General features: G+C 49.9%; 12 protein-coding genes. 5 read left to right on the top strand and 7 right to left on the bottom strand.

The annotated features are described in order from the left end of the window. Window positions 1–12 precede the first annotated feature (12 nt). A complete protein-coding gene (locus H6624_02775; GenBank protein ID MCB9083236.1) occupies window positions 13–480 on the top strand; it encodes a hypothetical protein in 468 nt (155 codons plus the stop codon). A 10-nt stretch (window positions 481–490) separates the two neighbouring features. On the opposite strand, the gene H6624_02770 is transcribed toward H6624_02775, so the two are convergent. Then, window positions 491–1,144: a response regulator gene (locus tag H6624_02770; GenBank protein ID MCB9083235.1), complete on the bottom strand. Its 654-nt coding sequence runs from the start codon at window positions 1,142–1,144 to the stop codon at window positions 491–493. Between the two features lie 271 nt (window positions 1,145–1,415). Here H6624_02770 and H6624_02765 point away from each other — a divergent pair, with 271 nt between their 5' ends. The 3 genes from H6624_02765 (at window position 1,416) to H6624_02755 (ending at window position 4,956) form a co-directional block, all read left to right on the top strand. Next, window positions 1,416–2,639 (top strand): hypothetical protein, encoded by a 1,224-nt coding sequence (locus H6624_02765; GenBank protein MCB9083234.1) that lies wholly within the window; start codon window positions 1,416–1,418, stop codon window positions 2,637–2,639. A 221-nt stretch (window positions 2,640–2,860) separates the two neighbouring features. Then, window positions 2,861–4,429, top strand: a complete 1,569-nt coding sequence (locus H6624_02760) for a serine/threonine protein kinase (protein ID MCB9083233.1) — start codon at window positions 2,861–2,863, stop codon at window positions 4,427–4,429. Between the two features lie 155 nt (window positions 4,430–4,584). Next, entirely contained in the window at window positions 4,585–4,956 is a 372-nt protein-coding gene (locus H6624_02755; GenBank protein MCB9083232.1) for a hypothetical protein, read from the top strand. A gap of 10 nt (window positions 4,957–4,966) precedes the next feature. On the opposite strand, the gene H6624_02750 is transcribed toward H6624_02755, so the two are convergent. Next, window positions 4,967–5,956: a rhomboid family intramembrane serine protease gene (locus H6624_02750; protein MCB9083231.1), complete on the bottom strand. Its 990-nt coding sequence runs from the start codon at window positions 5,954–5,956 to the stop codon at window positions 4,967–4,969. Between the two features lie 209 nt (window positions 5,957–6,165). On the opposite strand from H6624_02750, the gene H6624_02745 reads away from it, so the two are divergent. Then, window positions 6,166–7,329, top strand: a complete 1,164-nt coding sequence (locus H6624_02745; protein MCB9083230.1) for a hypothetical protein — start codon at window positions 6,166–6,168, stop codon at window positions 7,327–7,329. Between the two features lie 51 nt (window positions 7,330–7,380). Here H6624_02745 and H6624_02740 read toward each other — a convergent pair whose 3' ends face one another. From H6624_02740 to H6624_02720, 5 genes are all read right to left on the bottom strand, one after another. Continuing rightward, window positions 7,381–7,659 (bottom strand): hypothetical protein, encoded by a 279-nt coding sequence (locus H6624_02740; protein MCB9083229.1) that lies wholly within the window; start codon window positions 7,657–7,659, stop codon window positions 7,381–7,383. A gap of 85 nt (window positions 7,660–7,744) precedes the next feature. Continuing rightward, on the bottom strand, window positions 7,745–8,266 hold the full coding sequence (locus H6624_02735; GenBank protein MCB9083228.1) for a DUF1854 domain-containing protein: 522 nt from the start codon (window positions 8,264–8,266) through the stop codon (window positions 7,745–7,747). Between the two features lie 12 nt (window positions 8,267–8,278). After that, the gene (locus H6624_02730; GenBank protein MCB9083227.1) at window positions 8,279–10,633 is read right to left on the bottom strand and encodes an ABC transporter ATP-binding protein; all 2,355 of its coding nucleotides are present in this window, start codon (window positions 10,631–10,633) and stop codon (window positions 8,279–8,281) included. Between the two features lie 16 nt (window positions 10,634–10,649). Further along, window positions 10,650–10,886, bottom strand: coding sequence for a hypothetical protein (locus tag H6624_02725; protein MCB9083226.1), 237 nt, complete (start codon window positions 10,884–10,886; stop codon window positions 10,650–10,652). Window positions 10,887–11,383: 497 nt separating this feature from the next. After that, window positions 11,384–12,772: a hypothetical protein gene (locus H6624_02720; GenBank protein ID MCB9083225.1), complete on the bottom strand. Its 1,389-nt coding sequence runs from the start codon at window positions 12,770–12,772 to the stop codon at window positions 11,384–11,386. Window positions 12,773–12,785 lie beyond the last annotated feature (13 nt).

Below are 12,785 nucleotides of genomic sequence, written 5' to 3'. Positions count from 1 at the left end.
AAAGAGAGGGCTATGGGGGACCAATTCCGTGATCTTCATGGTGACAACTCAGGCAATCCCCAAGGAGGATCGGGCAAACGACCCGCCCTGGTGTGGATCATATTCTTTTTTGTCATGGTTTCCACGGGCTGGAGCCTTTTGTCTTTGGCCATTATTCATTTCAACCTGATTCCCTTGGACAACCAGACGAAGACTTACTTTGAGTCTCAGTCCTGGTTTGATGTTCTCTACTCGGTCGTCATTGGCCTACTCAACATCGGTGGGACAGTTATGCTTTTTCTCATGCGCCAACAGGCCTTCAAACTCCTGCTTTTGGGATTTCTTGTTTCAATTGCCTCTGTGGTTTATCAAACCATATTCAAGAATTGGTTGATGGTCGTGGGAATACCCGGGGCCGTCGGAGCCTTTATCGGCTACTGCATTTCGCTGGCCATTATTTTGTACACGAAATCCTTGATGGACAAGAGGATGCTCAAGTAGGCGTCTGCTGTTACTTGACTTTGAGGGTCTTGGAATTCTCCGAGTAGTCCTCGTACTGCACCTGCCCACCTAATGTGGCTTTCTCGATCTTTTTAACAATTTCAGAAATGCGCCAAAGAGATTCCTCTAGCTTATCTAAATCCTCCGACGAATGCTGAGCCTTGACAAACTCCAGACAACTAGTGGCAATGGCCAATGGATTATTGACCTCATGATTGTAAGTCGTCACCAGTGTTTGCATAATTTCCAGCTCGTTTAAACGGGCCATTTCACGGGACAACTTCCCGAGGCTTAAATGGGTATTCATGCGCGTGAGCAACACCTCAGGGTTCACAGGCTTAGTGATGTAGTCATTGGCACCAAGCTCAAGGCATTTCACAATATCCTTGGGCTCGGTCTTTGAAGTCACCATAATGATGGGCAGATCAATAGCATTGTGGCTTCCACGCAGTTTCTGCAGAGCTTCTGTCCCTGTCATTGTCGGCATCATGAAATCCAAAAGAATCATGTCCGGTCGATACTCATCCACTTCATGCAAACACTCCTCACCAGATGCAGCTTCAATGACTACAAATTCAGGGTTTTTCTTTAAAATCTTTTTGAGCAGAAGACGAAATATCTCACTGTCATCGACAATCAAAATGCGCTTGGTCTCGACAGACAAAATCTTCTCCCCAACCACTAGGCTCAATCTTATAAATTTGAGACGGTTTGCTGGCTTCTTAACCAGGATCTAACCCTACTCTATCGGCATCTCCCCTGGCCTCTGAAAGGATTTCTAAGCCTTTGGGCCAAGTGTTTTAATCCTAGACAGTGCCCAAAAACTGAGCCGCCACCATGTCTCATTCCCCAACAGATTTGAGTTAGCCCGCACCAGAATTGCAAATAGACAGGATGGGTCGTGTTCGCGCATAGGGTTTGTCAAGGAGGACAAAATGCTGGGGTTGCAGCGAGCGGACTATATCCGGTCCATTTCACTTTTCAATTTGAGTTTACTTGGAGCAATTGTTCTATCAATCTTGTCCTGTGGTCGTTTTCAGGCTCTCAAGGGCAATGTGTTTTCCGACAAGGCTCTCTTTTCCAAACAGATGTGCGACAACCCGGGAACCACCCCCACTCCGACTCCACCACCTGAATATGTGGAAACCAAGACTGAATCTACCGATCCCAACACCTGTAAGACCATTGAAATTCGATACGACTGTTCGGATCGTATCACCGAGTCCGTGGGTACCAATCTGGTCCGTCAGGAGGGCAACGGAGTCTCAATAACGGTTTATGAAGAGGGCCACAATGATCGCCTAACTCTGGCGACTCACCTTGACGGAGAGGTCTTCCGCAAGAACATATGGAGTCAAGTCGTTAACACCAAGGAGATGACCTTCAACTTAAGAAATATCGCCCAGATGCTTGGCAAACCTGGTGACTACGCCATTCAATTCCGCGCCAACGAGGTCCCAGGCAGCAGCCTCGCTCCCGATTTGAGCGATATCACCGATGCGGAGAAGGGAAACATTGGCTCTTTGAAAAACGCCATCCGCCTCAGTGTTGATGACAACATGACAGCTCACTTGAGGACTGGAACCACGGAGCTGATCTACTCGGGAAATCGTGAGATCGACCCGGAAGAAAAGGAAAATTGCGACCGGAGGCATTCGCCCTTGATGGCTAATCTCGACGGTGGCCCAATCACCCTGTCGCCTCCCACCGCGGGTACCAAATTTGATATCAACGGCGACGGCAAGGTTGATCGCATCTCCTGGCCCACCCAGGACTCGGTGGTGTTTCTCGTCCACGACAGGAACAACAATGGCGTCATTGAAGACGTCCACGAAATGTTTGGTGACAACACCAAATTTACTGGTGGCAAGACCTACAGCAACGGCTTTGAAGCCCTGCGCACCTTTGACGCCAATGGAGACAACCGCATCGATCGGGCCGACAGCCGCTTTGGCGAACTCCAATTCTGGTCGCCCTCAGCCAACAAACTCCATCGCCTAGGCGACGTCGGTGTAGAGTCCATTGATCTCAACTATGCCAACATTGACGAAAAAGACGAATTCAAGAATTCCTCAAGACAAAGATCACTCATGGATATGAGTAACGGCAGCCGGATCAAGATCTTTGATGTGTACTTTCGGACAATTCCGAGCAAGTAATCTAGGCAGAGGTCCGGGTTCAGTCTAGGTGCCAGGTTCCGAAAATGCGTCTGGGTGCACCAACCTGAAGGAAAAAATCCTTCAGGTTGGTGCACCCAGACGCATTTTCGGAACCTGGCACCTAGACCGTCCAGAACTTTCAATCCTAAGTCCTTGAAGGTCAACGCAAGAGGCAAAGAGACCGATGTATTAGTGGGCGTTTTTGTAGGCTGGGAGGGCCGTTGAAGGACCAACGCATCGACAAATATTACCTGCTCGAATCCATCGGCAAGGGTGGCATGGGTGAGGTGTATCTGGCCCGCAATCCCGGGGCCGGTGGAATAGGCAAGTTTGTCGCCATCAAAAAGCTCCTCAAAGAGTACGACCTCAATCAAAAGAGATCTAAGCTCTTCCGTCGGGAAGCCGAGGTTACCATTAAGCTGAATCATTCCAATATTGCTTCGATCTACGAAGTGGGTGAACACGAGGGAACCCTCTACCTGGTCATGGAATACATCCCCGGCATCACTCTCAAGCAGGTTTTTGAACGTCACCTAGAAGGTCTTATGGATCTTGGTGTCGCCGATGCCGTCCATATTGCCATTTCCGTCATGTCCGGCCTCTCCTATGCCCAACGCTTTGTAGATCCCATTACTAAAATGCCCAGCCCAGTTCTTCATTGCGACATTTGTCCACAAAATGTACTGGTCAGCTTCGAAGGTGAATTAAAAATCATCGATTTTGGTGTGGCCAAGGTCGTTGGACAAGAGACAACCACATCCCAGTCAGACTCTATCATCGGCAAGGTGAAGTACATCTCTCCCGAACGAGCCCAGGATCTCACTGTCGACGGACGCTCAGATATATACTCAGTGGGCATCATCCTTTGGGAAATGCTCAGCGGACAGCGATACTACGACAAAGATGACTTCTCCATCATTCGCTCTTACCTCTTGGGAACCAAACCGCCCAAACCCCTTCCGCCTTTTGTCCCCATGACTGAACAGCTTCAACCCATATTAGACAAAATGCTCGCCAACAATCCAGAAGACCGATACTCCAGCGCCGAGGAGGCCGAAGCAGAGCTACGCCTATTTTTTAACCGGAACTTCCCGGAGTACTTGCCCAGCAAGTTTCGCGACTCCATCCAGATTTCCTTTGCTGACGAGATTATTGAGAACAGTAACCTGATGGCCGAATACGCAGATGCGACCGGAAAGGTCACCGCTCAGAACCAACCCGCTCCGAGTCCCATAATGACGGGCAAGGTGGAGGATTTTACTCTCAGGCAAACAGATGTCCCTCCAACCCACCTAAACCCTCCACAGCAAAAACACCGCGATGAACACCTCTACAGTCACATTAACATTGTTCAAGGGCCACCTCCGAAACAGATCAATTGGCAATTAATTGGGGTGATGGCGACAATCACTCTTATCGCAGGGTATCTCACCTACACCAAGCCCTTTGCCAGAGGCCTGGTCAAGAGTGTCAGTTCTTGGTTTTCACAGGAATCGCGAAATCCTGCCAGTACCGACAGGTCTGACGCCGCTATGGACAAGATAAAAGAGTGGGCCAAACCAGCTAAGGGGATTGAGGTGACCATCGAAACCATGCCCTCGGGGGCAGACATCATTCTTGATGGCCGCAGGCTCTATCGTCAGACTCCTGCGACGATTTCTATCTCTCCTGATCGCTCCTATCGGCTGCAACTGACGAAACCGGGCTACAATCAACATTTGGAGCTTTTCAGTTCCAAAGGGGGAAGCCACCACGTCCTGCTTCGTCCATCGGGAAAGACCCACCGTTAACTGCCTCAGAATGAGCCATCCCCAGAGGTGCCACCTGACTGACAATCCTTAACAATATTGACGGACTAAGATGAGAAAAGCGCCTGTTTATAGTCGGTGTTTTTGGCCTAGCCCTTGCTCCTGAATGAACCGAAGATGGTTCAGGGGGAAATTTGATGAAGAAGAATAAGTGGCTAAAAGTCCTAAGTTCAACCATTGCTGTCGCAGCGGTCGCCTATGCCATGTTCAACGGAACTGGCAATTCCATTCTTCAACCACTATCGGACTGGTTATCCCCTCAAATCAAAAAGGACCTGCAGCATGGTGAAATGGGCTATCGTCAAAAACCCAAGTCACTTGAGGAGACGATGGAAAAAGAGGATGCCGAAATGATGAGCTTCCTTGATCGCGAGCTTCAGGTGCAAAGGAACATCGCATCTTCCATTACGGTCGATTTTGCCACTGAAAAGAAAAAAACTCAGAAACAGGACAAAGATGACCCGCTGCAAATTGTTTTGATAAAAAAGGACAATGATGACCAAAAATAGAGTTCAATATCTAGCGAGCTACCCTACCTCGACTCATCTTTTCTGAGATCCAGAAAATGAAACCGGCCAAGGCTCCCCCAATATGGCCAGCAAAGGACGTGGCCACCAGCTGCTCTTTGGCCATAAGTGTCCCGATGAACTGTAAACCTACCCACACGAGAACATAAAAGAAGACAGGAATGCGCACCCACAGAAAGAATAGGAACACCATGCTGAATTGCTGGCGGGGAAAGGACAGAGCATAGTATGTGACGATTGCCGAAATCCCCGTACTGGCCCCCACCAAAACGGCGTCGGGTGCCTCGGTTGCCAGATGGTGAAAAGCCACTCCAAGAAGAGTTCCGAGCACCAGCAGAAACAAGAACCTCCAACCCAGTTTGTCCTCTACATTGTCGCCAAAAACCCCAAACATATAGAGATTACCAATTAAATGCCCATAGTCCGCATGGACAAAAAATGATGTAAGAGCTGTAATTCCGCCCCACCTCCAAGGAGCTTCCGGAATGAATCCCAAAAGTGGCAACCATTCCTGGTTCCAATGAAAGACCGAGAGACTGAAGGCTAATATGAGAACAAACACCGATATAGTTATATACGGTATCCCTCGAACTCGGTTCTGATGTTCAACGGGAAACCCCAAAAAGGCCAAACCTGCTTTTCGGCCGAGCTTTTTCATGTGCTCAAAGCCTACCTGAAAACCAAAGTCCGAAGTGGAGAAATCAAAGACCGTGTGTTGGGGAACCGCCTGGCCAGCTTCCATTCTGATCTTTGACAACTCTTCAGCTACATCTCCCGGCAGATTTTGGGCGAAGGGCACATCGAAAAACTTCGAGACCTTTTCCAATTCCTGATGATCAAACCATACCTGCTCGCAACTGTGACAAACATCAACTTCAACCATCCCCTCATCGGTGGCCAGACCAAAGGCTCGCATCCGACAGGGTTTCTTGTCGCACAACTTCTTCTTGGACCACCCCAAGCGTCGACCTCGCTGGAACATCCTCCTCCATGAGGGGGCAACAAAATGTCGTTGCAAAATTGCGATACTGACGGAGCGTGTTCCGCAATTGGTACAGACTGTGGTTAGGGTTTCTGATCTGTGATCTGCCTCCAGAATGGTGAAGCACTGGGGGCAGGATTTTGGCTCACTCATGTTTCAAAGAGTAGCACGAATCTCAATTAAGGGAGCCGAAATTCCGAAAGGAGGTTGTGAGTCTTTTTGCACGACCCTCGCGATTTGTCAGATCCAAGCTCAACCTGGGCGAACTATCAGGTGTAGGTCGAACTGCATTTAAACGTGTCACTCCCTTGGCCAGTGCGGTTGGCGCCGCGGCTGATTTTGCCAGCCCATTGGGAAACTATTCCGACTATTTGAGCTGGATCACAGGTGCTGCGACCTTTGCTCTCCTCATCTACTGGCTCAGCTTCCGCCAACGGGCCAAAAGCGAAGAGGTCGAAGCCAGTATAATACCCAAAGCGCTGATCTATTGTGGCGCATCGGCCGTTATCTTTACAGGTATTTCCATTTCCAAAGCGTCGGCAGACACCTCCGACACGGGGCTGATTGCCAGTCACGTGCCTGCTTTAGCCAATCTCCAGAAATCCCTTTTTCGCCTTGAGGAAACAGCCAAGGAAATGAACACCAAGTTGGACCGAATCGAAGACAACGTCAATCAACTCAAAAAGGTCTACACCATTGAACAAATTCAAAAGCTAGAAGAACAGGAAATCTGGGAAGACGTGATCACCCACTTGGAGGACATTGATCCCCTTAAACGAGACGACGAGTGGCAACGACTACTCGAAAACTCCGTGTATGAATACATGAGAGACTTGGATCGACGCCAGGAGCATCAGAAGGCCGGGGAAGTAGCCAATGACGTATTTGAGAAGTACAAAACTCTCAAGCGCTCTGATCGGGCGATGAAATTACGCAATAAACTTCTCATTCATCGAATCAAAGCCTGCTACCAATCCCGAGAACCCATGGAAGATTGTCGCCCACGAGCCCTGGGCATGATCGAATACCATCCAAAATATCGGGCTGAAATGGGCTTTGAGGTGGGAAAACTGGTCACTTACTACCGCTGGCACCGAGCCGCCCTGCCCTTTTTTGATATTGCCCTCCAAGAGGACGCCCGAGAGGACTACTGCGCTGAAGAGCGTCTGGCTCTGGCCGTGGTCAATGGTTTCGGTGGCTCGGATACCGACCCGGACACGAAACTGGCTCCCTTACTGGCAAACAAGTGTTTCCCTCATATCAAGGATGCTCTGGCCAAAGAACTATCCGCAAATCCAAAGGGCACCCGTTTTGCGGATGCCCTTTGTGCGATCTTCAAATCCAACAAGGCCAAACATTCTCACTGCAAATAGCAGACGGAATCAAAAGACCTGAATCCTGCGAACAAGCTGCTGGCGTCGAGATTACTTTTTCACCTTCTGGGCTTTATCGTGGGCATCTTTAGCCGACTTGTCCAACGCCGCAATCTCAGCCTTGCCTTTTTTTGCACACTCGCGAAGAGCATCAAAGCTCTCTGCCTGGGCCATACAGGTGGTTGTTTGGCTCATCGACATCATCTTTTTCTGCATATGAGAGATATAGATGGTCTTAACCTTGTTAAAGCTGGCCATCTCATCTTTTTTGGAGCCCGCATAAGCTGACAGCGAAGCGAGAAGCACCAACAGTCCAAGAGTCATTTTCATGGAAGTCTTCCTTTGTTAATTGGCCCCACCATACCCCAAAAAAAGGGCGCCGACCACAAAAAGGTCGCCGGCGCCCGGGAGATTATTACTCGATAAAGGCCCAAAGCAGCTCTCGACTGCGCTGATCCAGACTCCTCAGGCCGCCGACATGGTAAATGTCCCCATAGACATCTCGAATCAGCAGATCACCCCCGGGGAGCTCCCGGGGCCAATCCTCAAGACGAGTCTGAAAACGGCGCTGACCCTGCTCGGTTTCCACCAACCAGTGCCTCAACTCAAACTCCTCACGGGCCTCAATAATTCTCGTGATCTTAAAGAAAAATCCTGACTCCCTCATCGCCTGAAGAACTGCGTCCTGGCTTTTCTTCTCAAGATTCTTTACATCCTTAATAAACATCATTTCCTCATCATCTCCATTTCGAATCGACAAACACTGGGTGGGTTGAGACCAGGGAAAGCAGCGGCGGATTTCCACCGCGATATACTGTCCCTCCTTCCAGAGGGACAGCTGGCCTTCATCACCCATCACCAGAAGCTGTCGATGGTTTTCATCCACTTCATTTTCCTGCTTCATGGTTTTCACCCTATTTAATTGCAAAGCTTCCATATTCATTTCCTCCTAAGAACACTGACCCAAATGGAGCTGCTGTTGAAGGTCAACCAAGTGTCGGTAGACTCCGGAATCAATCGCCATCAACTCGCCGTGAGTCCCTTCTTCCACCACTCGACCCTCCTTCATCACCAATAGCCTGTCGGCCTTGGCCAAAGTAGAAAGTCGGTGAGCAATAGCGATCACGGTTCGCCCCTTGACCAAACGGTCCAAGGCCTCCTGAATCTTTCGCTCTGTTTCCGTGTCCACAGCACTGGTGGCTTCATCCAGGATCAAGATCCGTGGATTTCTGAGCACCGCTCGTGCAATAGAGACGCGTTGCCTTTCTCCACCGGACAGCGTGTGACCTCTTTCACCCACCACCGTGTCGTAACCGTGTGGCAAGCGACAGATAAAGTCATGGGCATTGGCCACTCGGGCGGCTTCAATCACCTCAGCTTCACTGGCGTCCGGTCGGGCATAGCGAATGTTTTCCAAAACCGAGCCATGAAACAAATAAGGATCTTGCAAAACCATTCCCAATTGCTGACGGTAAGCTCCGATTTCCAAGTCACGAACATCTTCTCCGTCGATGAGAATCTGCCCCTGATCCAGGTCGTAAAAGCGCGCCAACAGGTTGATCAAGGTCGTTTTGCCACTTCCAGAGGAACCCACAAGACCAATCATTTCGCCGGGTTTCACCTTGAAGTTCACCCCTTTGATAATCTTGCGGACTCCATCGTAAGAAAACACCACATTGCGAAACTCCACTTCACCTTCGATCCGCTCAGGCGTCATCGCCCGGTGACGGTCCAAAATCTGAGGCTCTGTATCCAAAACCTCAAATACTCGCTGTGCCGAGCTTGTCGCCCTGTTCACCATTCTCGCCATCTGTCCGATCACCTCAATGGGCTGAACGAACATGGTCATATAGAGAACAAATGAGACAAAAACACCTGGACTTAGACCACCTGGCTCCGCCACTCCTGCATTCAGATCACTGATGTGAGCGAGCACCCGAGGCACTCCAAAAACCCACACCGCCACCTGGATGGCATGAATCGTCAGCATCAGTTTTGGCCAGAACCGAGTCCACACATGGTGGATGCGGGAAAACTCGCCCAGTACCTTGTTGTTGCGATCCATGAAGCGCTTGGTCTCATGCTTCTCCTGGTTGAAGGCCTTCACCACCCGAACTCCCGGGATGGTGTCAGACAAACAGTCCGTCAGAGCCGACCACTTTCTCCACGCCCGCAAAAAAAGATTCTGCATATGCTCACCATGCTTCATGATGGCATAAAGAATAATCGGTACGGGCGCGGTCACCATCAACCCCAGAGGCCAATCCAGGTAGATCAACACCACACCAAGTCCGGTCAGCAACATCACCGAAGTCGAAACCTCCACCACACCAAAGGCGATGAAGTCCCATATCCGGTCTGTGTCGCTTCCCACTCGACTGATCAAACTACCCGTCTGTCGGCTGGAGAAAAAACTCAGACTCAGCTTATGCAGATGAGCATAGACATCGTCCCGCAAGTCCTTGGCCACATACTCGCCAAGCACCGACATGGTTCGCAGCCTCACCCATGCGAAAATCTCCCGGAAGACAAAGGTCACCGCCAAACCAGCGATGAGCAGCCACACCAAATGAGTGGCTGTCTCCATGTCCATCTGGCCCGCCTGAAAGGGCTTGATCACCCGATCAAACATGCGGCCAGTCAGAAACGCCGGCACCAGGGCCACCAAAGTCATCAAAGTGGCTCCGATCAAACCAAAAATCACCTGTCTCCGATAGGGTTTCAAATAACCCAAAAGACGCCATACCACCGCCATCTGGTTCCCAGCGACAGAAGCCTGTGCCTCTCTGACGGGATGAAGAAGATTCTCGGCATAGATTTTCTTTGCCGACTTCCCCCTGCCCACCTCGGAGATCTGCGATCTGTTCTCTTCCTCCAAGCTGAACTCCAGCAAAGTCTTGATCACCCCAACCAGTCGCCCCTGCCGATGGGTGTAGCGAACGGTGAGGAGAATTCCCTCATCATCGCTATCACCAATCACCAGGCGATTGCAGCTCAGCCCACAAATCTCTCTTAAACTACCGATCTGCTGACGTTCAATTCTTCGAAACCTCCAGGCCTCAGACCCTTTGATTTGCTTGGCGTAAACCAGCCAATCTTTGGTCAACACCAGCCACGACTCGGCCAATCGAAAACTCTCATCCAAGTCGATCAGGGCGTAGGCTAAAAGAGCCTGGTTCTCGACTAACTCACTGAGCTGCTTTTTAAGAGCTTCAGGAAGCACCTGCGGCTGAGCCGTGTAATGCTCAATCTGCTCGGCCTCAGAGAGCTTCGCCCTCGTTCTTTTCTTAATTCGCGTTAACATTTTAAATCTCCAAATTTCAATATCTGTGACGCAACTCTTCGGGTGAATTTCGGATGACAATGTCCTCCGACCCCGGCCCAACCTTGCGAACCACACTGGCATAAAACAAATAATGCCAAACTTCGTTTACAACCTGCCAAACCCAAAGGCCGATCCGTTTTGGCCACTTTCGCGCCAAAACAAGACCCACTTCTATCGGGATGACCTCTAATTTTACTCGTGCCAAAACCTGGCGTTTTTCCGCTGCGCCCATTGCGCTCTCCTTATGCAAAACATGAATGTGCAGTTGGTGGTGGACTGGACCAAAACGGAGGCCCACGTATTCGCTCGAAACCAATCTGCCAACAGACAAATCCAAATCGACACGAAGGTGGGGCCTCGACGTATTGGACGAGCCCGCAATCTATTAAGTTTTTTGGTATCTTAGGCGGCTTTTAATGCTTTCGATCGCGTAGCCGAAGGAGGATGCCCATGCCGGAATCCCCCATCATGGGGCAAAAGGAAGCTACCGCAGTGAACTCGCCGACGATGCCAAATACTGTTTGAATTGCTTTAATCACTGGTGCCTCCTTTCAATAGAGTACATTAATGCTAAATCCATTTGACAAAGACTTGCAACACTTTTTTTTCAGCAAATGAATTTTTGTCGCGCGCATCGGCAACTACCAGCGAAATTTTTGAGTTTGAATAATATAGTACTAGAGATCCCATAAGTTCGAGGCTGACGAACAAACCTAAGTCCGATCTTAACTAAAAGCCACCAACATAACGAAGTCCCAAGCTCGTGGTGCTCTCATTGAAGTCTGTATCTCGCACCATCTCATGTCCAAGCTTCAAGTCTATATTATCGCTTAAATCAAATCGCAGAGCTGACTCCACTCGTGTCCTATCCTTGGTCTGCCCAAAATGCTTCTGGTCCGCTGAGTTTCCGGTACTGTATTGGCTTTCACGCTGGCTATAGCCCAACTCCAGCCGCACGGACCGACTCACCTTAGCCTCACAACCAAGACTCAGAGTCCTTCGGGACTGGGAGCGGTCAACACTCGTCACCAAAGCAGCATTATCCGTCTGAACCCCATCGCTATTCAGGTCCGCTCCGGCACTCACTTCGTCCACCAGAGTGAGCTCCTGTCCACTCCCCGTCGACAATTTCTCCAAGCGAATTCCTGCAATGACCTTGATCTCTTTGTTAAACCGGTAGCTCACCCTCCCGCCCGCGAACATTCCGGATCGATCCTGATTTCCAAAGGGTTCATCAAAGACCCTGGCCGTATAGCCAAGAAAGGGGCTCAAGTCGATTTGATGAGACCCTTGATCAAAAGCCCTGGTTTGATAACTCAATTCGGTTTCAAACTCATTGAATCGAGCCTGATCATAGATACGCTCACTACTTGAGATATTACCATTGTTATCCTTGTCGACGGCACCGGACAGATCATTGTCTTGGTGGTAATCTATCATCCCACGCCCCTCGATCTTGAGCTCCCTGCCACCAGCCCAATCCCAGGTCAGCTGACCACCGCCTTTTAGATATGAGGCATCCTGGTTTTTGCTCATCATGTGGTAGGCCAACTCGTAGTCCAACTCAAAACTCTTTGAAAACTCGTGAGACATTTTGAGTGTTGGCACTAGCGCCATATCCGCCACCGAGTCCATTCCCACATATCTTCTCGACGTTTGATCTTCCGCTCTGTTTGACTCGAAACGCTGTTGGTCGTCATCAGAAAGACGAAATCGATTGGAAAGCTGTTCCGTTCCTAGGCCGACTTTAAATCTATGCTTTGGCTTGTCACTTTTGGTGAGGCGGCCATGGCTTTCCATCTGCCGCCCCTCCAATAAATTCAGTTTTACCTTTTCGGCCGAAGCTAGCCGTCTAACTTTGGCTCGGCGATTGACCTTCCACAGAGACTGCCCCTCTTTGATTTTTACCAGCTTGCCCTGGGCCACAACCTGCTTGTTGGCAATAAATTGAGCCTGATCGTGCCTCTCCAAACCGTCGCTGCTTCCCTTGTTAACCACCACGAGATTGTTTTTCAGGGAAACTTTAACAATCTTTACCTTCAGGTTTTCCGCTGAAACCTGCAGGCTCAGCATCATAACTCCGAACACCACCCACACTCGTCCAATAAGTCCGTTCATAAATCACCAATTT

The sequence above is a fragment of the Pseudobdellovibrionaceae bacterium genome (assembly GCA_020635075.1).
Lineage (GTDB): Bacteria > Bdellovibrionota > Bdellovibrionia > Bdellovibrionales > UBA1609 > JADZEO01.
This window is presented reverse-complemented; position numbering and strand designations above follow the sequence as displayed.